This is a genomic window from Actinoplanes sp. CA-131856 (genome assembly GCF_050956135.1).
Taxonomy (GTDB): Bacteria; Actinomycetota; Actinomycetes; order Mycobacteriales; family Micromonosporaceae; genus Actinoplanes.
In genome coordinates this window covers 3,762,226-3,785,387 of the sequence record NZ_CP191849.1, presented here as the reverse complement: position 1 = coordinate 3,785,387, position 23,162 = coordinate 3,762,226, and the positions used below count along the sequence as shown (strand labels likewise).

Annotated in this window: 3 protein-coding genes (1 of these 3 running past the window's edge); all 3 read left to right on the top strand. The window is 74.2% G+C overall.

What is annotated here, in order from left to right; translation table 11 throughout:
* Tightly spaced (each overlapping or abutting the next), the 3 genes in view from ACQP2X_RS17525 to ACQP2X_RS17515 form a layout consistent with a single transcriptional unit that may run on beyond the window.
* Positions 1 to 21,215, top strand: the end of a protein-coding gene (locus ACQP2X_RS17525) for a DUF8616 domain-containing protein (protein ID WP_498698247.1). The gene continues 26,161 nt to the left of window position 1, outside the view; 21,215 of the gene's 47,376 nt are visible here — the last part of the coding sequence; its start codon lies off the left edge, out of view; its stop codon occupies positions 21,213 to 21,215.
* Positions 21,212 to 22,279, top strand: coding sequence for a serine/threonine-protein kinase (locus ACQP2X_RS17520; RefSeq protein ID WP_498698245.1), 1,068 nt, complete (start codon positions 21,212 to 21,214; stop codon positions 22,277 to 22,279). Before ACQP2X_RS17525 ends, ACQP2X_RS17520 begins: the two co-directional genes overlap by 4 nt.
* A complete protein-coding gene (locus tag ACQP2X_RS17515; protein WP_498698244.1) occupies positions 22,272 to 23,162 on the top strand; it encodes a hypothetical protein in 891 nt (296 codons plus the stop codon). Before ACQP2X_RS17520 ends, ACQP2X_RS17515 begins: the two co-directional genes overlap by 8 nt.

The window sequence follows — 23,162 nt, the reverse complement described above, 5'->3', positions numbered from 1 at the left end:
ACCTGGCCGGCCTGATCCGTGCCGACGAGCGATGGGCCGGCCGCCCGGTGATGCTCGCGTCCTGCCACACCGGCACCGACACCCGGCGGGGGTTCGCCGCCGAGCTCGCCCGCATGCTGCCGGGCACCGCCGTCATCGCGCCCACCGGGGTCGCATGGGCCACGCTCCACGGCGATCTGGTGGTCACGCCCGACCACAGCCCGTTGCCGTACGGACTGGCGACCATCGGTACGGCGCCGCCGGTCGACAGTCGCTTCCTGCGCCTCGAGGCCGCGCCGGGCGATCCCGGCCGGGTCATCGTGACCCCGCTGCCGCCGGTCGTGCGCGCGAGCGCGCCGCTGGGCGACATCGACCTGCGCGGCCTCGTAGCGACCATCGCGCTGCACACGGACGAGATCGCCGTCGCGGTCGCGGACGCCGAATCACGGGCCGACCGCCTGCTCTCGCTTCTCAGGGAACGACCGGACGCGAACCGGGCGGTCCTGCACAGGCGCGCCGACGCGGCGGCCTCAGACGCCGCCAGGCTCGAGGACGGCCTGCGGACGCTGAGCGACCGGGCCGCGAAGGCCGGCCAGGATGTCGACGGCCTCGTCACCATCGCCGAGCTGCTGCGCGACGAGCCCGATCACGCGGCCGTGGAACGGCTCGATGCGCAGGTCGAGCTCCTGACCCGGGACGCGGCCGACGCGCGGGAGCACCACGAGCGGGTGGCCGGGGCGGTGCGCTCGCAGATCACCTCGATCGAGTCGTACCGCCAGGCCCTGAGGCGCGCCGCGGACGGCCTGCCCGCCATCGACCCCGACCGGATCGAGAGGCACCTGGGCCACCTGCGCCAGGCGGGCCGGGCCGGGCGGAACGCCGCCGAGGAGGCCACGGCCGCGAGGCGCCTGCCCGCGGGCGACGACCGGGACCGCCGTCTGGCCACCGTCTACATCACGGCTCACCAGAGCTCGTACATGGCCCGATCGGCCGGGCGCCGCCTCGACGAGCTGACCCGTGGGCTGCGCACGGACGACCTCCGGCGGGCGACCGGCCTCGTCGCGTCGGCCGATCGGTGGCGCCCGGTCGCGGCCGAGGCGACGGCCACCGCTTCGGCCTTGCTGACCAGCGCCCGGACGAGATGGGCCGGTGTCACCACCGGCGTCGCCGCAACGTTGCGGATCGCGAGGCAGCTCGCGAAACCGGGGATCACCGAGGTGCGGCTCGCCGCCGACCGGGTGAGCAGCCGGGCCGTCGACGAGCTGCGGAACGACGCGGCCGGCCCGGCCGAGAGCACGGGGACCGCGACCGCCGTGCCCGCCCGTATCCCCGGCGGCATCTCCTTCTTCGCCGACGGCTCCCTTCTGGGCGGTATCGCACCGCGGTGGGGCCATTCCGATCACTACTACGTGGGTGCGCACGGGACGTCGAACGCGCTCGTCCCAGCCGGCGGTCCGCGCCTGGCCCCGGCCGACCTGGCCGGCATCGTGCGGGCCGACGAGCGATGGGGCGCGCGGCCGATCGTCCTGTTGAGCTGCTACACCGGCGAGGACCCGGCCACCGGGTTCGCGGCCGAGCTGGCCCGGCTGCTGCCCGGCACCCCGATCCTCGCCCCCAGCACCGTCGCCTGGATGACCCGGGACGGGTCGGCACTGTCCCTGCCGCCCGGTGAGGCAGGTCAGTACGGCGTGCCCCGACCCCAGCCCTCGCCGGCCGGGGAGCACCGGTTCCGGCAGTTCACGGCCGACCCGGAGGATCCCCGCCGGGTCATCGTCCAGCCGATGCCGGTCGTGCATTCCGTCGGCCGGCCGATCGCCGCCGTTGACACAGCGGCGCTGGTCGAGGAGGCGCGACGGGAAGCCGAGCGGGTTCGGGCGCTCGTCGCGACGTGGCCCGACGGAGGCATGCTCGTCGACGGCGACAACGCCGCGCTTCCCCGCGCGCTGGCCGCCGAACCCCGGGGCGATGAGCTCGTCGAGGCGAACGAGAGCCTCGACGGCTGGCTGACACGTACCGACGATCAGATGAACACCATGGTTGAAGACGCCCGGCACGGTGCGAGCGCCCGGCCCGGCGACCCCGTGATGGGGGAGCTCGCGGAGCGGGTCCAGGCCGCAGTCGCGGCCTACGCGCGCCTGCGGGAGCCGATCCGGCAGGCGATCCAGGCGGTGGAGTCGCAGTTCCCGGTCATGCGGGAGCACATATTCGCCGAGGAGCACGACGCCGACGTCTTCTCGGTGACCAAGGACGGGGCCGACAAGCATCGTCGCCACCTGCGCGAGGCGGGCGCCCTGAGCGTGGACTCGCTCGCCGCCGCCGAGAACGCCGGGACCCGCCCGGGCGGCGAGGAGCAGCAGCGGGCCGTCGCGTCGGCCCTGGCCGAGGTGGTGCACGCCGGGATCGTGGCCGAGGCGGCCGACCGGCGGCTGAACCGGCTCGCCGAGGTGGTGGTCACCCAACCTCGGACGGCCCGGCTCCGGGCCGAGGCGGAACAGGCCCACGCCGTCGCGGCCGAGCATCACCGGCAGGCCGGAGCGTTCCGTCGAGAGGTCGACGAACTGGTCCGGCGCGTCGCCGAGATCACGGGCGGACGCTCGGCCGGCATCACTGCCGCGGGGGACGGCGTGGGAGCCGGCCGGTCGGCGGAACCCGTCAAAATCCCTGGAGGCATCAGCTTCTTCGAAGCCGAGTCCTACCTCGGCGAGGTGGCTCGGCGCTGGTATCAGCCTGACCGCTTCCACGTCGCCGGCCATGGCAAGACCCATGTGATGCACCCGGACGCGGGCGGGGAGCTCACACCGGACCAGCTGGCCGACATCATCCGGGCCGACGACCGGTGGGGTGGCCGGCCGGTCCTGTTGATCTCGTGCCATACGGCGGCGGACCCGGTCAACGGCTTCGCCGCGAATCTGGCCCGGCGACTGCCCGGCACCGAGATCATCGCACCGACCACCCTCGCCTGGATCATGGGTGACGGCTCAGCGCTCGTGTTTCCGCACGCCGAGCGAGGCCCGTACGACGAACTGGTGCCCCGACGGGGGTCGGTCACCGAGGATCGGTTCCAGCGCTTCGTCACCGATCCGGATCGCACCGACCGCGTCGTCGTGACGCCGCTGCCGGCCCTGCTCACCGTCACGTCGCCGCTGGGCACCGTCGACGTGGCCGGCTGGGCCTCGCATCTTCGCAAGGAACATGGCGTGGCCCAGGCAAAAGTCAAGCAATTGCAGGACGGCAGGAATCAGTTCGACGACGTTTCCGGCGACCCGGGTGGCGAAACCGCCCGCAAGACCCGCGGCGAGCAAGCACGGCGGGGTCTCCAGGTGTTCACCGATACGTTCGACGAGGTGAGCGTGTGGCTCGAACGCGTTCCGGGCCAGATGGCGGCCATGATGCGGCTGAGCCGGTCGGCGCTGACGGAACGGCCCGACGAGCCACGTGTCCGGAGCCACGCGGCGGACGTGCGGGATCACGCGGCGAAACTCTCCGTAGTGGCCGTGACCGTCCGGGCGGCCGTCGAAGCCGGCCGTTCCCGCCTCCCCCTGCTGGCGGAGCACATACGCGCGGAGGAGGCGGCCTCCGCCTTTCGATGGACCACGCCCGGGGAGATCGAAGCCGAGTTTCGCCGGCTGAGCGACGTCAGCGCCATGAGCGATCAGGCACTCGCCGACGCCGAGGACGCCGTGTCCCGGAGGGAAGGACACCCGCAGCAGCAGAGCATGGGACGCGCCGGCGTCCACTCGTGGATGGCCTGGAACCTGGCCTACCGGATCGAACGCCGGCTGGCCGAACTGGCCGAGGCGACCGGTCCGGCCGGTGTCCGCACCCGGGACCGTCTTGTCGCCGAGGCCGACCGGCTCAAGGACGAGACGGCCGACCACTACGACCAGATAAGCATGTTCCGTGAAACGGCGCTGGACGGCTACGTGCCGTATTCGAATCGCCAGCATTTCCTCGGCTACAGGGGCCGGAATCTGAAGATCCCGCCCTCATTCCGCAAAGGCGCCCCGGAGGCGACCGGGCTCTCGTTCGAAGCCGAACTCACCGACCTCTCTGAGACGCTCGACCGCATCATCGTCGCGTCGGCGCCGGCCCCGGCGCGGGTCGAGAGCGGAATCTCCTTCCTGACGCCGGAGGACGGGATGTCCGCCTGGTTCGTCCCGCGGCTGGGCCATCCCGACCGGTTCCATGTGACCGCCCACGGCGACTCGAGCGCCCTCCTGACCGGCGACCGCCGGATCACCCCGGCCGAACTCGCCGCCATCCTGCGGTTGGACGAGCGCTGGACGGGTCAGGCGGTCGTTCTGGCCGCCTGCGACACCGGCGCCGACACCGAGCAGGGGTTCGCCGCCCAACTCGCCCGGTTGCTCCCCGGCACCCGCGTCGTGGCACCCAGCGGCACAGCTTGGTCCACGTCCGCCGGCCACATCGTCACCGACGGTGAGGAGGGTTTCCGCGAATTCACGCTCGACGCCGTAGACGACGTCGTACACGTCGACCTGCCGCCCGTGCTGATGCGGGCCGAGCCGCTCGGCGTCATCGACCTGGCGAGCCTCGCCCGGGACCTGCCCGAGCTCGACTCGCCCGCCACGCCGCCGGACGAGCCCTTCGCGGACGGACTCCGCCGGCTCGCCGCGGCGTACCTCAAGGCCGGTGGCAGCGAGGCGTTGGGCGGCCGCCAGAGCAGGCCCGTTCCCCCACCGGCGGACCTGGAGCCGGTCGCCGTGGAATCGGTGCCTTCCGGTCTCTCGTTCCTTCCGGCGGACGACCCCGGCCACGAAACCGCCCTGCGGTTGCCGGACCGGGGTGACCGGTTCCACGTCTTCGCCGGCAGCGGCCTGGTCTCACTGCGGGCCGGTGAGCACGATCTCGGCCCCCGCCAGGTCGCTGCGATGATCCGGGCCGATCAGCGGTGGCAGGGCCGGACGGTCGTCCTGCCGATCCCGTTCGCCGCGGCCTATTCGCCGTCGTTCGCCGAGATGCTGGCCGGGCATCTGCCGGGTACGACCGTGATCGCGCCGACCGGCACCGTCCGCCTGATCGCCGACGGCACTGTCGTCTCGCTCGACGCGGACGGCGGGACCGTCGGGCCGGTCGGTCTGCCGTTCCGCTCCTTCCGCGCCGGCCGATCCGGGCGCGGGGTGACCACGACCAGGCTCACCCCGGTCGTCCAGGGCGACGCACCGCTCGGCACCGTCGATCCCACCCGGCTGGCACAGACTCTGGGCCGGGCGGGTCAGGAGTCCGATGCCCGGATCGCCGCCGCCGAGCCGGCCGTCCGCGCGGCGCTGGACGAGCTGCGCGCGGTGGCGCCGCCGGACGTCGCGGAGTTCCAAGAGCGGCACGCCGACCTGCTCGAACTCAGCACCCGGCTGACAACGTCGCTGGTGAGCACGTCGCGTCGCCGGGACTTCGCGATCGGCAACCTGCACGCGATCGAGTTCGCGCTGCCCGACCTGCGGGCCCGTATGCCGCAGGAGCAGGCCGCGCGGTTCGAGCAGCTTCTGCGGGAGGCCGTGAGCCAGTTCGACCGCATGGCGCCGATGCTGCGCCGGGAGCTCGACGACCTCGCTGATCTGCCGACCGTCATGACGTACCGGGAAGCCGCGATCGCCGCCGCCCGGGCGCTCGGCGGGGCGGACCGTGGCCGGAACCGGCCCGGCCGGCTCCGGGAGGATCTCGAGGACTGGCTGGCGGACACGCAGGCGACCCGCGACGACCGGCAGCGGGTGCGGCAGAGCCTCCGGGACCAGGCGCCGCGGCGGGACAGCGCGGAGCGCCAGACCGCGGTGGCCGGCCTGATCCTGCGTGGCGACAGCACGGTGCGCCAGGACGACGCCGCGCTGCGGGCTCTGATCCGGGCCCAGGGCCGGCTTCCGGACACACTCCAGGCAGCCCGGCAGGTGGTCCGTCTGGCCGCCGAGGCCGACCGGCGGTTGCCCGGTGCTCAAGCCGCCTTCGACGGCATCACCGCGCGTCTCGCCGACCTCGACGCCGTGTGGCACCCCTTCGAGCGCCGGCTGCGGTCGATGCGGGCGCTGGCCGTCGGCGCCGGGCTGAGCGAGCTGATCGCCGGCCACAACCCCGCCGCGGTGTGGTTCCGCGTCCAGGACGGCGAGCACATGCCGCAGTCACTCACGGCCGGACCGGCCGGGTCGGTCCAGGACGAGGCTTTGCGCGTCGCGGACCGGCTCCGGATCTTCTCCGGCAGTGCCATGTCGGCCCCCGCGCCGGAGCAGGCGCCAGCAAACCGAGCGGTTCCGAAGATCGTGCCGAGCGGCATCTCGTTCCATCGCGCGGAGAGCCTGCTGAACGCGCTCAGCAAGCTTCCCGCCCACCCCGACCGCTACTACGTCCATAGCCACGGCCAGCCCTACGAGCTCAAACCCGACGACGCACCCGCGCTCTCGGCGGCCGAGCTGGCCGACATCATCCGGGCCGATGAGCGATGGGACGGCCGTCCCATCGTGCTCACCGGCTGCTCGACCGCGAAGGACACCGTCGACGGATTCGCCGCGAACCTCGCCCGCCAGTTGCCCGGCATCCGGGTCGTCGCACCCAACACCCTGTCCTGGTCCATGTTCGACGGCGCACTCGTTGTCATCGGAAAGCACGAGCAGGGTTCGTACGGGCTGTACGGGCCTCGCGGCTTTCCGTCGTCCGCGGACCGGTTCCTGGAGTTCGTCGCCGCCCCCGAGAAACCCGTTCGGGTGAACGTCACCCCCATGTCGAGCGTGCTCCCCTCGGGCACGCCACTCGGTGTTGTGGACGTCGCCGCCCTGGCCGAGACGGTCCGGGCGCACGCCGCCGGGGCTGAGTCGATCCGCACGAAGTGGACGACGGACACCGATCTCTGGGGTCTGCTGCATCCTGGCTTCGAGCCGGGATCCACTCGCGGAGACATCGAAGCTCGCGAGTGGATTGCCCGGACCCGGGCCCTGAACCTCGAAAGCCGCCTCGCGACCACCGAGCGCTGGCTGAACGGGCCTGGTGCCGGGCTCCCGGCGGAGGTGACCGGCCCGGCGCGCCGGGCGATCGAAACGGCGCGGTCGCACCGCGCGGACATGCAGGCGCACCTCGACGCCGAAAGGGCCGTTGTCAAGTATCCCTGGCCGTCCTGGGACACGGTGGTGGGCCATCTCAAGCACCTGCGCTCGGCCGAGGGCACCGGTCAGCGGGCGCTGGAGACCGCCGAGGCCGCCCGCATCGACCCGGATCGGGAGACGCGGGAACGGGACCTCGGGTTCGCCGCCGCCGAAGCCCTGTCCGCCCACCGGGTCGCCGGCGAGGCCGACCGCCAACTGACGGGTCTCTCCGCGGAGGTCTCGGCCGAGAGAACCGCGGCCTGGCTGAACCTGCGAGCGGAGGCCGACCGGCTCAAGCCCGCGGCGGACACGGCTCATGCGGCCGCACGCGACCTCGGCGAGACGGCGCACAAGCACCAGGTCCGGATCGAGGCCCTTCTCCGCGCGGCGGCGGCCTCGGAATCGAGCACCGGGACCGCCCGCATCGACGGCGGACTCTCCTTCCTCGCGCCCGACGACGGCCTGACCTCCTGGTTCGTGCCCCACCTGAACCGTTCCGGCCGTTACCACGTGGCCGCGCACGGCGACTCGCAAGCGCTCCTCGCCGGCGATCGGCGGATCAGCCCAGCCGAACTGGCCGGGCTCGTCATCCAGGACGAACGCTGGGGCGGACGCCCGATCGTCCTGGCCGCCTGCGACACCGGCGCCGACCCGGAGAACGGTTTCGCCGCCGCGCTCGCCCGCGAACTGCCGGGCACCGCCGTGCTAGCGCCCGCCGGTGTCGCCTGGGCCACGGCGCACGGGCATGTGGTCGCCCCGGGCGGCTACCGGCGGTTCGAGGTCACGCCGGAGGCGCCGGCCGAGGTGACGGTGACCGACCTGCCGCCGGTCGTCACGGCCGGCGACGTCGACCTCACGAGCGTGGCCGCCGCCATCGACGCGCAGGCCGCCCGGACCGCCGCCCGGACCGCCCGCCTCCGGCGGCAGGACGCGACCACCGAGATCGACGCCGCGTTGAACGAGCTGGCCGAGGCGGCCGGAGAACACGAGGAAGCCCGCCGGGCGGTCGCCCAGGACGGTTCCCCCGACGTCCTGGCCCGCGCCTACTTGCAGAGCAGCCGGGCCGCCGCCCGCGGCGCCGCAGCCACACGCGGCGTGGATGTTGTCGGCCCCTCCGCCGACGACCACGCTCCGGTCGCCCTCGCCTCGCCGGACGACACGATCGGCCTAGCCGTCACCACCGACGGCCCGTACGCCCTGTCCGCCGACCAGGCCGAGGCCGTCGGCGTCGCGGTCACCGAGGCCCAGCCGGCCGGGCGAACCCCGGTCGTCCGGCCGCAGGCCCCGCCCGCGGACGATCCGCTCGTCCCGGCAATCACCCTCACCGACCCGGACGGCGTCACCACCGACGCGCGGGCACCCGGCGACCCGGAGGAGCGGATTTTCGCCGCCCTCCCCTCCTATCTCAGCGGCAACCTGGCTCTGGGCGCGGCCCGGCAGGTCGGCGCGGTCCGCGACGCCGACCTGGCCGCCGCGCTGCGCGACCTGGCGCCCGGCATCGACGAGAGCTCGCTGGCCGAGGTCCAGGACGACGTGGAGCACCGGCTCCGCGACCTTGTCGGCACCGGGCGGACCTATCCGGTCACGGTGGCCGGCCAGCCGGCCGAGCTGGTCGTCACCGCCGAGCTCGACCTGGAGGGCCTGCGCTCCGAGGTGGCCGACGACGACCACACGCTCAGCATGGAGACCCGCGGCGGGTACGGCGGCCGGTGGCGGGCCACCCAGGACCACCACGTGGAGCCGCGCACGACCATCTGGGCCGTGCCTCCGGCGGTCTTCGGCGCCGGGCTGTCGATGCCGACCGCCCCGCAGAAGAGCCGTGCCACCGGCTACCGCACGAACCTCAAGACCGTCACCGATGTAGAGATCACCGGTCAGACAGGTGTGTCCGTTCCGGTGCGGTTCAGCGCTCAGCTCCGCGACACCGGCGGCCGGCCGATCGTCGGCCGGGTGCCCGGCGCTCCCGCCGACGCGACGGCCCGCGCCGAGGGCCGGGTAACCCTGACCGTCCCGACGACCCTGCAGGACCCGCCGCCGGTGCGGGACGAGGACGACCAGCACGACCTGAAGAAGGAGCCGCCGAAGCGGTTCGCGGTCGAGGCCGCGTTCAGCAGCGGCGAGGCGTCCTACTTCGACCAGGTCAAGGAGATGCTGGACGCCGAGGGAATGGGTCATCTGACCAGCGTCGGGGCCCCTGGGCGGGCAACGCTGCGCCGGTTCCTCAGCGACGCCACCATCGCCGAGAACCTCGGCCGGTCGATCGCCTTCGACACCTCCGACCCGCACAAGGGCTGGGTGACCTCCGACGCGCTGCTCCCGGCGGCCGGCAAGGGCTGGCGCCGGTTCTTCCCGGGCCGGGGCCGGGCCGTGCAGTACCGCACCGTGGCCCGCCAGGTCGCGGTCGTGGAGGAGATCGACGACGTCACGATCACCGACTCGTCGCGGCGGGACGGTATCCGTCAGGCCGGCACGACGGCCGAGCGCAACTGGTCCGGGTTCCTGATTGCCGGCGGCGGGGCCGACGCCGCCCCGATCTCGTTCATGGTCGCCGGCCGGCTCGGCACCACCCAGCGCACCCCGCACACGCAGGAGATGGGCGAGCGGACCAGCGCCCGCCGCCGGCTGACCGCCACCGGGAAGGCGGTGCGCTATCAGACCGTCTACGAAGTCCAGGTGCGCCTGGTCGGCAAGCCGGAGAAGTCCTTCCTGGGCGGCCGTTTCACGACGCTGCAGTGGACGACGCAGGACTGGGCACGCGGCACGGACGCCCGCCCGGAGACGAGCAAGTGGAAGGGCCGCAGCGGCGACCAGCGCACCCACTTCGCGCCCGAGGGCATCGAGCAGGGTGTCTCGCTCGGCAGCTCGTACGTCAACGACCTCAGTGGTGGCGACAAGGTCTATGACGCCCTGCTCAAGGCGATGGCCGACGTGCCGGGCCGCCGCACCCTGCGGGTCGACCGCAACGCCTTCCTGCGGCAGTTCGGCGATCCGGCCCTGGCCGACGGCCTCAGCGCCGGCGTCCAGGCGATCCTCAGCCGCGACGCGACCGCGCGGGCCAAGCTGTCCAACCGGCACCTGCGCTACCTGCTCGACCGGATCATCGGGCCCGGGCTCGAAATCCCCCTGGTCAAGCGAGGTAAGCTGCACGACTACACCACCGTGGTCACCATCGGCGGGAAGCTGACCGACGTCACCGACGGCGATCTCGTCGACCGCGGGGCCATCGAGGCCGAGACCAAACTGAAGGTGGCCGAGGACGCCTTCGACGGGCGGGACCGCGGCCGGGCCAACGACATCTCCCTGGAGGGGATCGTGCTGGGGCCCGTCGGTCAGTCCGGCGGTGCCCTCATGTTCGGCCCACGCGGCACGCTCGGCAGCTCGAAGGGCAGCGACAGCGGGGTGGAGCAGCGCCTGGCCGTGGACAGCCGGCACGGCCCGGAGCTGACGCCCGAGGGGAAGATCGGCGACGTCCCGCTGCGGGAGTTCGGCGCCACCCTCGTGGTCTCCTCCCGGACGCGGTCGTCGGTCCGCCCCAACGCCAACGCCCGCCGGCTCAGCTTCAGCCGGCCGGGACGGCAGGCCGCCGACCTCGTGACCGGCGGGACCAAGGAGACCGAGCAGAAGCTGACCATGCGCCTGCTCGTACCCGAGCACCGCGTGACCACCGAAACACCCCGGCCCGCACCCGTGCCCGTCCCCAAGGACGGCCGGTGGCTCGACCACCCGGCCCCGCTGAGCCAGCTGACCGGCGGCTACTCGCACGACCTCGACGGTGCCCGGGTCGAGGACTTCCTCGGCCTCGAGCACCTTCAGGAGGAGGTCCGCCGGACGATCGCCCGGGCCGCCGACGACCCGTTCCTCGACGCGCCGACCGAGGCCGCCACGACCATCGGCGAGGCGTACTCGCCGGAGCGGCTGACCGGACGGCCCGACCTGTTCAGCCGGCCCCAGGCGCTGAGCAACCTGCCCTACCACCGCCGGCTGGCCGACACGCACGCCGACGTCAAGGTTCGGCTGCGGCCCACCAACCCGCGGGTCCTGCCGGCCACCGAATACGAACAGGCCCGAAGGGGCACGACCGGCGGAACCTTCACGCGGATGCGGCGCGGCCGTACCGGCGAGGTCGGCTTCAACATCACCGGCTTCGTCGCCGCGGCGGGCCCGCCGGCCGACCAGGGCGGGCACACCAGCGCCGGCGGCGCCCGCGTCCAGGTGACCCTGACGCCCTGGCAGCGCATGCGGGGACGGCTCCGCGACACCGCGCTCAGCGGCCTGGCGAAGCTGCGGCTGCGTGGCCGGCCCGAGAAGAAGGTTCTGGTCCGCGTCGACGTCGAGGCCGAGATCGTCGCCGAGGCCCGGCAGGCAAGCAACTTCGACCTGCTCGGGCTGAGAAGACCCCGGGTGCGCCGGGCCGGCCGGAGCCTGTCGATGCCGGGCGCCGTGCTGATGTGGCTGACCGAGGATCAGGTCCACCGGATGCGCGAGGCCGACCGCACGCACAGCGCCGGTGCCGCCGAGGAGGCGATCCGGCAGGAGCACGCCGAGCGCGTACAGCGGCTGGAGCAGCGTCACTCCGGCGAACAGCAGCGCTTGGCCGAGACCCAACGCCGGCAGCGCAAGAATCTCGACCTGGCCGGGACGTGGGACTTCCTCGCCGGCGGCCTGCGCGGCCGAGCCGCCCGCCGCCGCGCGCAGGCGGCCGCGCTGACGAGCCGTCACGAACGAGAGATGACCCGGCTGCTCGGCGACCAGGCGCGGCAGCGGCAGCGTCTCACCGAGAAGCACGATCAGCAGCTCGCTGAGACGCGGGCCGCCTGGGCAGCACGGGAGGAGCAGTCCCCGGCCGTCGCCGAGCCGCCCCGGCCGCTCGAGAACCTGCCCGCGCCCGGCCTCGGCCCGGGCGCCACCCCCTCGCTCGGCATCGGCGGCATCACCACGACGGTCGACCTCAGCGACCGCGTCGGCGACCTACGCCGGTTGATCGCCGAACGGGCCGGCGCGAACGGCGAGGAGATCGCCGCCGCGCTGCTGCCACACACCGCCTTGGAGCAGCCGCACGACAACGTACGCGCGCTCAAGCACTTCCTCGCCTCGGCGCACCATCACGCCGCCGGGGCCCTCAACGGCGGCCGGACCCTGCCGCTGCGCCTGGAGGGCCGGTGGCGGGGGCACACCTACCACGTGACGCTTGGGGCCCGGTTCGCCGAGGAACCCCGGTTCACCGGCATCGAGCACGTGGACGAGCTGTCCGTCGTGGACCGGGCCCGGGTCACGGCGACGCTGGCCGACGTGCACGGGAGCACCCTCGCCGCCGTCTCGGCCACGGTGCAGGGCCAGGGCATCGCCACCGACGATCCCTCGGCCGCCCAGATGGGGCAGACCTCCGGGCACGGCCCGAAGACCCTTTCGGGCGGAGGCGGCCTCACCGGTTCGGCCGCGCTCGCCACGACGGCGATCCGCGAGGCCGAGTCACTGGCCCGTACCCAGGAGCAGTCGCTGACCGTCCGCGGCCCGGTCGCCGTCTACCACGGCGACCTCGACGTGGACGTGACGGTCACCGGGCACGGCTTGCCCGGAACCGGTATCACGCTGCAGGTGACCCACCCGGTCGACGTGTACCGGCACGCCGTCGACAGCCGCCCGGCCGGTGAGGTGGGCCGGGCCGGGAAACAGCGCCGCCTGCCGCTTGGGGCGCTCGACGACAACGGCCGGACGAAGTGGCGCACGTCTCCTGGCTCGGACCGGCTGCCCGAGCCGGGTGGCTTCGCCGTCGAGCACCTGTTCACCGACCTGGCCGAGCTGCACCGGGCCGTGGAGAACGCGCTGACCGCCTCCGGAGCGAAGGTCGATGCGAACACCCGCACCGAGATCCGCGACGGCCTGACCACCTCCACGGTCAAGGCCGGCCTGCCGATGATGCTCGACGGCGAGTTCCGGTTGCCCGTGCCGGCCCGGCTCGACCGCAACGTAGTGGTGGACGCCCGCCTGGTGGCCCAGCCCCGGTTCGCGAGCGCGGACTGCGGCGTCGAGCTGGGCGGGGGTGTGGAGCGGGCCCGGGGCCGCACCGCCGAGCTGAGCGCCGGGAACCGCTTCGGGTTGCGCACGACGGTGCCGATGATCGCGGGCGGAGTCCAGCACCCGGCCGGCGCAACCGACGTCCGCCAGGCCGACGTCGGTGTCGACGTACAGGACCCGAGCGCCCGGCCCGACTTCGGCGCGGTCAGCGACCGCAGCACGTTCGAGAACCCGCTGTACGGCACGGATCCGGCCCGGATGCGCCGCGCTAACGCCGTCCTGCGCGACGAGATCGACCCGGTGGAGCATCTGCCGGCGGCCGCGCCGGCGCCCGACGGTGACGACGACGTGACCCGCGCCCTCTCCTACCGCGTCGAGTTCCGGGTGATCGCCCGCTCCCGCACCGAACGCGACGGCGAGGCCTGGCCGGCCGCCGGCGTCGAGCTTCCTGTCGATGACGCCGCCGTGATCCGGATGGACGACGCCGAGGCGCACGCGCGAACGGGCGTCGCCCTGCCCGCGTCGCTGCGTGCGTCGGCGCTGGCCCTCGCCGAGCAGGGCCGGCGATGGAGCGCCACGGCGTTCCGGCCGGACGCCACGGCCGAGCAACTGCGCGAGGCCGAGACCGCCTGGTGGGAGGCGCACGCCCGGCAGACGCGGGAGATCGCCGCGATGCGGCGACGGTCCGTGCGGCGGCGCGCGGTGCACTTCGCCGGTGAGGCCAGCGGCATCGCCGACGCGGCCGCCTACGAGCAGCGGCTCGGCGCCGAGCTCTACCGGAAGCCGGAGGTCCGCGAGGCCGCCGTCCGCACCGCGGCCCGCCTGCGCGAGGTCCTCGCCGCGTCGGTGGCCGACGCTGACCGGTCGTTCCTGCAGGACAAGCGGGGCAGCGCCGGCCAGGCCGGCACGGCGACCGGCCCCGACGACCTCGACCGGCTGCTGCGCGACGGCAACCTGCGCGAGCTGATGACCGCCGTCTACAACGGCGGGTACGCCAACAAGGCGGCCTCCCAGCGCGGCGCGACCCTGCGCGACGTGGTGCTCGACATCGTGCGGGCCGGTGACTGGGACCGCGCCGAGCGCCTCGGGCTGAACGCCGGCGAGCTGCGCTCCTACCGCGAGTTCCTGGACAGCCCGACCCGGGCCGCGGTGCACACGGCGCTCGGTGCCGAGTCCGAGGACGACCCGCTGACCCGGGGCAACCTGCTGGGCCGGGCGCCCGGCTGGCGGACCGCGGTCGAGGAGCAGCTGAGCATCCGCCGCCTGAAGAACTCCGAGGACACCAAGAAGCGCGGCCCGGCCGCGTTCACGCCCCGGCGGTTGCGGCTCTTCGGCGCGGCCCTGGGGGCGTACGAGACGGCCTTCCTCTCCTCCCCGGCGGCAGGCCCCTTCACCGCGCACACCGTCGAGACCGAGACCGTGGACCCGGCCACCCTGCCGGCCGGGCCGGACGGCACGCCGGACGTGACGGCGCTGCTCGACCGGCCCGACACGGTCACCGTGACGCTCGAGTGGTCGGCCGGCGAACCATCACGGGTCACCGGCGTTCTGCGGTCCGTGCGGCGCCCGGTGACGCACGAACAGCCCTGGCTCAGCTGGCTCGGCCCCGGCGAGCACGGACCGGAGCTTCCGCTGCCGTGGGTGAGCGGGCGCGCGCGGATGTCGTTCGCGCCGGGCAGCGACTGGGTCCGGCACGTGCGCGACGAGGCCGGCATCCCGATCGTGGCCGGGCCGTCGATGACCGCGGCCCGCCTGATGACGATCTTCCGCTGGCTCAACGTCCCCGGGGTCACCGAGCGGGACTTCCTGGCCGCGGCGAGCGCCTGGATGCTGGTCGGCGAGGACCATTCGGCGTACGAGATCGCGCGCGGCGCGGAACTGGCCGGCGTGGCCCTGCCGACGCTCTCGGCGGTCGCCGCGGCGTCGCCCGCCGAGCTCTATCGCGCCCTCTCCCATCTGGGCCTCAGCGCCTCGGACAGGCCCACCGCGTCGGTGCCGAAGCCCGCGCCCGCGAACGTGACGCGTACTCTCCTCGACCCCGGCGAAACCGCTGCGATGAGTGGCTTCACCGGGCCGGCCGGCCACTACACGCTGGTCGCGCTCGGGACCGCCGACGGCATCGTGCACCAGGGCCGGACGTGGTCCGCCGAGGAACTGGCCCAGCATCTGCGCGACGATCCGGGCTGGACCGGTCAACCGGTCACACTGATCGCCTCCGACACCGGCGCTCCCGGCGGCTACGCCGCACGGCTCGCGGGCATGCTGCCCGGCGTCCCGGTTCTCGCGCCCGACGGCCTGGTCTGGACCGTGGCCGACGGCACCGCCTTCGTCACCCGCGACAGCGCGCCCGGCGCCGACGGACGGCCGCGGCCCGCGCTGCCGCCGACCGGCGTCTGGCGCCGTCACCTGGCCGCACCGCCGGCGCCGGCCATCGCTGATCCGGCCGGCCCCTATCTGGGCGCGACAGCCGCGGACGAGCCGTTGACGCCCGACCTGGCCACCGCCGGGCGGCGGGCGTCACGGGGCCGCCCGTTCGCCCAGCGTCCCCTGCTCGAGACGCCGGGCGCGCGGCGCGAGCTGTGGCGGCGGGGCGCCGAGTACGAGCGGAAGCTGGCTGACCGCCTCGCCCCGTCCTCGGTGACCGGTCCCGTCGCGCCGGTGGCCGGGGTGGACCCCGTTCTGGCCGAGGTGCTCGGTGAGACCGCCGCCCGCGAGGTCGCCGCGCTCGCCGCGGAGGTCGATGTGCCCGCTGTGGACGGTGTGCCGAGGGGCACGGTCCGGTCGCTGGCCGCGCTGCGCACGTGGGAACCGGATCCGGCCCGCCGGGACCGGCTCGTCCGGGAGTACGCGGCCCGGGCGCTCACCTCAGCGCCGCATCTGCCGCTGCACCGGACCGCTGTCGCCGCCGACGTGGCGGGGGTGCCATTGGCCGGAGTACGGGCACGGGAGTTCTCCGGACCCGACGAGCTCTACTCGGAACTGGCCCGGGCCGGTGTCTTCCCCGGTGACGAACGCCGGGAGCCGACGCCGTACGAGCAGCTCTACCTGGAGCACTGGCACGGCCGGGCCGGCTCGTTCCGCAGCGTCGGCCAGGTGGAGCGCGATCAGGCGGCCTGGGCCCTGGACGACCCTGACCGCACCGACGACCGGGAGTGGGAGCGGCTCAACGGGATGCCGGCCGACGCCATGCGCGCGCGGCTCACCCACGCTCAGGCGGCCGCCGTGTCGTTCTACACCGGCCCCGAGTATGCGCTGATGACCGCCGCGATGGAGCAGACCGACCCCGGCCGTCTGCTCGAGAAGCTCCGCGCCCGGGTCGTCAAGGCGGCCGAGGGCGGCTCGGCGGCCGCCGTCATCCGCTACGATCCGGCCCTGAAGGCGGCGCTGGAACGGTATCGCGTCGCTCCCGAGCAGGCCCGCGACGATCTGGACCGGCGGATCACCGAGCTGGCGCCGGTCCTGTTCGAGGAGATGCGCGTCCACGCCGACATGGCGGTCGACGCCCTGGCCATGTTCCCGGCTGTGCGCGGCACGGTTCATCGCGGCGAGCGCAAGTTCCGTGCCGTCGCGGTGGGCGACGAGTTCTCCACTCGTTCCCTCGAGAGCGCCAGCCGTGACCGCAGCATGGCGGAGATCTTCGCGCCCCACGGCGACCGCAGCACGATGGTGGAGCTCCGGCTCGCCGGAATGGGCGGCCGCGATGTCAGTCTGCTCTCGCAGGTGCAGGGCGAGGCGGAGGTTCTCCTTCTGCCCGGCACGAGGTTCCGGGTGACCTCGGTCAAGGACGTCCGAGGTGAGCCACGACAGGTCGTCGCGGTCGAGATCCCGCCGCACGGCGATGGCGCCACCGCCTCGTCCTCCTGGCCCGGGGTTCCGGTCGCGCCGGCCACGACGGCCACCGGATCGCTGGTGCTGCCCGGCGACGGCGAGCCCGGTGCCGCCGCCGCCCGCGACTTCCCGCCGGTGGCCGGTCATTTCACGGTCGTCGGACACGGCACCGCCGACGGCCCGGTCCGCGACGGCGCGACCGTGCCGGCCGCCGGCCTGGCCCGCCTTCTTCAGGACGACCCGCACTGGGCCGGGCAGGACGTGGTCCTGGCCGCCTGCGACACCGGCCGTCCCGGCGGCTACGCCCAGGAGCTGGCCGGCCTGCTGGGCGGCGCGACCGTGCTCGCCCCGGACGGCCCGGTCTGGACCACGGCGGACGGCGCCGCCTTCGTCTCGCCGACTGCGGGCCATACCCCGGACGGGCGCCCCCGCCCGGTCCTGCCGCCCGCGGGTCATTGGCGTGCGTTCCGCGCCGGCCCAGGGCCGACCGGCGTCGCGCAGAGCGCTTACCTCGGCGCCACCACGGCCCGGGAGCCGCTCCCGGCCGACCTCGCCGGCGCCACTCGCTGGGCGCCTTGGGGCCGCCCGTACCCGCATCGGCCGCTGCTCGACGAGCCCGGGGCCGCCCGCGCGCTGGCCGCGGCCCGGCCGGCGTACGAGCGCAAGCTGTCCGGTTTTCTCGCCGCCACCCCCGGCGCGCACGACGCCGTACGCGCCGCGGCCGATCTCGTCGCCGCGGCGCTCGGCGACCGGGCGCCGGCCGGCCTGACCGGCGACCAGCCCGGCCGCCGGGTCGCCGCCCTGTTCGATCCGGTCACCACGGCCGCGCTTCCCGGCGCCCGGTCCGGGGAACCGCTTCCCGCGGCAGCCTTCCGGCCTGCGTTCGAATTCTTCCGGGGTCTCCGGTTGCTCGGTCTCGCGGACTCCGACATCGAGAGGCTCGTCCGCGTCTACTGCGCCCGGGAGATCCCGGGACGGCCGCTGCACAGCATCGCGCTCGCCGCCGATGCGGCCGGAGTACCGCTGGCCGGCGTTCCGGCGGCATCGCTGGCCGGGCCCGACGATCTCTACGACCGGCTGCGCGAGGCGGGCGTGGCTCCGGGCGACCTGCTGCGGGAGAACACGCCGTACGAGGCCGTCTACTGGGCCCGCCTGACCGGGCCGGACGAGGGCTTCCCGGGCATCGGCGACCACGAGCGCGGCCGAGTGGAGCAGCTCGTCAATCGGGCCCGGTACTACGCCTCGGACCAGACGCTGCGAGCCTTCTACGAGCGCGAGCGCGCCGACTGGGAGCGGCGCACCGGGCTCGAGGCGGCCGATCTGATCCGCCGTCTGAGCCCGGCCGCGCTGGGCGCCCTCAGCCTTTACACGTCGGGTGACTACGTCCTCATCAAGAGCGTCCTCGAACAGGAGGGCACCGACGCCGCCCCGGAGACCCCGGAACGCCTGGACCGCAAGCTCGCCACCCGGATCGACCGGCACATCCTCAGCGACCCCGAGGACGATCTGGCCGAGCTCAAGACCGAGGGCGTCATCCGCAACGACACGGAGCTGCGGGACCTGATCAAGCAGTACGCCACGTCGGCCGAGGACGAGGGCGGGGCGCTGCTGCTGCGGATCGACGATCGCCGTACGCGGATCACACCCGATCTCTTCCGCGCCATGCGCGTGCACGCCGACATGATCGTCGACGCCATCCGTGTGCTGCCACCGGTCTCGGGCGTGGTGGCCTACCGCGGGACCAAGCGCGAACGGGACATGGCCGCCGGCCGTGAGTTCTCGTTCGACGCCCCGACCAGCGCCAGCCTCGACCAGGAGCTCGGCACCAACTTCCTCAAGCCCGGCAAGGCGGCGGTCTTCGAGCTCGAGCTGAACGGGTACGGCGGGCGCGATGTGGCCGCGCTGTCGGCGGTTCCGGCCGAGCGCGAGGTCCTGTTCCTGCCCGGCACCCGGTTCCGGGTGAGCCTGGTCGAGGAGGCCGAGCACCCGGAACACGGTCCCTACCAGCGCGTCGTCGCGGTCGAGATCCCACCGGCCGGTTTCGGCGAGCAGCGCTGGGAGGCGGGTGGACCGGCCTACGCGGGCACGGGCGAGGGCAAGACGGTGACGGTGCCGCCCGGTGGCGCCGCCTTCTCCGGGCCGGACGGGCACTTCACCGTCGTCGGGCACGGCACCCCGCAGGGGCCGATGCCCGTCACCGACCTGGCCCGGCTGATCGGCTCCGACCCGGACTGGACCGGTCAGCCCGTCACGCTGGTCTCGTGCGACACGGGCGCGCCCAGCGGCTATGCCCATGGCCTGTCCCAGGCCCTCGACGGCGCACTCGTGTACGCACCGGACGGCCCCGTGTGGACCACGGCCGGCGGCGCCGCTTTCGTCACCCCGACCGCGAGCTACGACCCGGACGGCCGCCCTCGCCCCGTCCTGCCCCCGGCCGGCACGTGGCGGGCTTTCCTGGACGGGCACGAACAGCCCGTGGGTGCCCACCTGAGCGGGTTCAGCACGGCCGAGCCGCTGCCGTCCTTCGACGCTCAGCGCTGGGCGCCGTGGGGGCGGCCCTTCGAGCGCCGCCCGCTCTACGACCGGCCGGGCGCGGCCCGGGCGATCGCCGACCGGCACGAGGACTACCACCGCAAGCTCGCCCGGATGCTGACGGACACCCCCGGCGCCGAGGCCGCGGCCGGGCGCGCCGCGATGGCCGCCTGGCACGCCATCGGCGCCGGGGCTCCGCCGTACCTGGCCGCCGACAGCATCGATCGCCGCCTGATCGCGCTGATGGATCCGGCCACGACGAGGGCACTGACCGACGCGCTGCCGGTCACCCGGCCCCAGAGCCCGGTGCTGGCCGAGCTCCGCGCTGCGGTGGCCTCGGCCCGGACGCTGCGGTGGGCCGTACCGGCCACCGAACTGACCAACTCACTCTTCTCCGCCGACGTCCTCGCCGCCCGGTTCACCGGCCCGCAGCCGTCCCCCGAGGCGGTCGCCGCGCTCGCACGCGTGTCCTCCGCCACCTCCTGGACGGCCGTGCGCTTCTTCACCGCCCTCCAGGCCCTGCCGATCACTGCGGCCGACCAGGAGTCCATCGTCCGGCTCTACACCGGCTCCGCGATGGAGGAGGGGCGCCCGCCGCACGAGATCGCGCTCGCGGCCGACCTGGCCCGGGTGCCGCTGGCCGCCGTGCCCGCGGTCGCGCTGGCCGGCCCCGACGACCTGCTCGACCGCCTCGCGCGGGCCGGCGTGGCCCCGGGCCGGTTCGGTGTGTGGGACAACACACCGTACGAGGCGGAGTACTCGCGGCTTTTGCACGACCATACGGCCCCCCTGCCCGGCATCGGGATAGACGAGTACAACCGGTTCCGCGCCTCGGCCGACAAACTGGCCGTGCTGGCGGACGGCCACGGGCTGCCGCAATGGATGAGCAGGCTCAGCGATGGCTACCGCAGCCGCAACGGGATCAGCGCGGCCGAGCTCCGGCGGCGGGTCAGTCCGGCCGCGCACGCGGCGATCCAGCTGTACACCTCGGCCGACTACGCGCTGATCAACAGCACCCTCGACGGCGCCGTCCCGCGCGACGCCGATGGTTTCGCGCGCAAGCTGATCTCCCGGATCGACCGTAGACTCGCGGCCGACCCGGACGACGAGAAAGCGGCGCTGACCACCGAGGGCATCCTCCGCAACGACCCGATCATGGAAAAACTCATCATCGAGCATCACAAGCTGCGGAGCTTCGCGGCGCCGGAGGAACAGCTGGCCGAGCGGCGGGAACGTTTGCACCGCCACGCCGAACGGATCGCGCCGGCCCTGATGCAGGCGATGCGCCTGCATGCCGACATGGTCGTGCACGCCGCGCGTGCCCTGCCCCCGCTCAGCGGCGCCGTGGTGTTCCGCGGCACCCGGTTCAACCCCGCCATGACCCTCGGCAGTGAGGTGACCTTCGATGACCTGACCAGCACGAGCCTCAGCGAGAAGGTCGGGCGGCGGTTCCTCAAGAAGGCCGATCCGGCCCTGCTCGAGATCCGGCTCAACGGGTACAGCGGGCGCGAGATCTCCCTGCTGGCCGCCCTGCCCAACGAGGAGGAGGTCATCCTGCTGCCGGGCGCCCGGTTCCTGGTCACCGCCGTCGACGAGGCGAACCGGCGCTTGCGTCTCGACGAGCTTCCCCCGATCGGCCACGACCGGCCCGACCGGGACCCGGGCGGGCCGGGCTATCCCCAGCCGGAGGACGAGCCCGACTGGCAACTGGTTCCCGACGACCTCGCATCGTCCTGGACGAGCATCGACCCGACCGACGAACCGGGAGACGAGAAGTGACCGAGCCCGACGACCGAGTGGTGCCGCGGCTGCACGACCTGTGGCTGCGCCTGGCCGGCTGGGCCGCCGACGACGTCACCGGGGCCGCCCGGGGGTGGCTGGCCGAAGGCCGGATCTCCGAGGTGGCCCGGGCCGCGCTGGCGGCCGCCCTTGACACCCGCGCGCCGCTGCGGCCCGAGGATGCCGCCCTGCTCGTCCAGGCGTTGCCCGGCGTGCCCGAGACGGCCCGCCTGGCCGGTCTCGGAACGGCGCCGGACGTCGCTCCCCGCTTCGACTTCGGCCCGGTGCTGCCGGGCCCGTACGATCAGGGCGCCGTCCCCCTCGTACTCGATCTGACCCGGCCCGGCGCCGCCCTCGACCGGACCGACGCCGCCGCCGTCGCCGCCCTCGACCGGGTGACCCGGCCGGTCGCGCTGTGGCGGGCCTGGCGGTCACCGCAACCCGAGCGGATCGCGGCCGGCCCGGTGCGGGTCTATCTGCTGGAGACCCGGGCCGATGGGCCGAGACCGGCCGAGGCGGCCGCCTGGCTCCAGGAGTGCCTGGCCGCGGTCGGCGTGACCGATCCGCAGGTCGAGGTGTACCACTCCGGGACCACGCTGCCCGCCTACCAGCGCGCCGCCCGCGGCCGGTCGGCCCTGCTCTGGACCGAGCAGCCGCCGGCGCCGATCTCGGTGGCGCGGGTCTTCGACTCGTACGATCCCGTGCTGGGCGGCCAGTTCGCCGTCGACCACCCGGTGCTGGCCGACGGCGAGGAGCCGGCGAAGGTCCTGGCCTTCCTCGAGGGCGGCGCGGTGCTGCTGGCGACCACGGCTCACGAGCCCGACGCCTTCGACGCCGAGGCCGGGCCGGTGGTGCCGATCAGTTTCCGCACCGACGGCCACTGGATCTGGACCGACGCGGTCGCGTACTACCTCCGCACCTACGCCCTCAGCCCGGACGAGGAGCTGCTGGCCTGGATGCGGGAACACGAGTTTCGGGTCCCGGAGGCCGGCGCCGTCGCCGTTCACCGGGCGTTGGCCGCGCTGACTGGTGCGGCCGAGGAGGAGAGAGAGAACGATGGCTGACCGGACCGAACTTCACCACGCCCTGGCCCGGCTGGCCGGGCTGTTGCCCGACGCCGACCTGGCCCGGGCCCGGCTCGCGCTGATTGACGGGCAGCTCGAGGAGGCGCCGGCGGCGACCCTGCCGCAGGCGCAGTACACCTTCACCCCGTCGCTGACCGAGGGTCCGGTTTTCGGCACCCCCGGGGCGCCGATGCTCGACTTGACCGGCCCCGGCGCCGACCTGGATCTGGCCGACGAGGCCGCGGTCCGGGCCGTCGCCGAGGTTCGCGGCGCGGTCGCTTTGTGGCGCTCGTGGCGGCTGCCGCTGGTCGGCGCCGAGCACGCCGGGCCGGCCCGGGTCTTCGTGCTGGCCGTCGACGGCGACCTGGCGGCCGCCACGGCCGCGCTGACACGCGAGGCCGGCGACAGCGGCGTGACCGTCGAGGCGTACCGACCGGACGAGGAGCCGGCGCCGTACGCCCGGTCGGCTCGCTCCTCGGGCGCGCTGCTCTGGACCGCCTTCGAGACCGTGCCGGTGCGGCTGGCCCGGGTCTACGACAACGACAACGGCTTCGACCCGGCACACGAGCGCCTCGCCGGCGACGACCGGGAGCGGGTGCTGGCCTGGCTCGATGCGGGCACTACGGTACTGGCCACGACGGCCCGGACGACCGACGTGATGGAGCCGGGCCGGGGCGAGGTCGTCCCGATCGACTACCGCTCCGACGGGCGGTGGATCTGGACCGACACCACTACGTACTACCTGCGCGAGTACGGCCTGGCGCCGGAGCCGGAGCTGCTGGCCCACGTGCGCGCGGCCGGCGACGGGCTTCCGTCGACCGACACGGTCAGCGAGCACCGCGCCCTGGCCGCCCTCCTCAAGTCGCCGGCCTTCGCCTCCTGA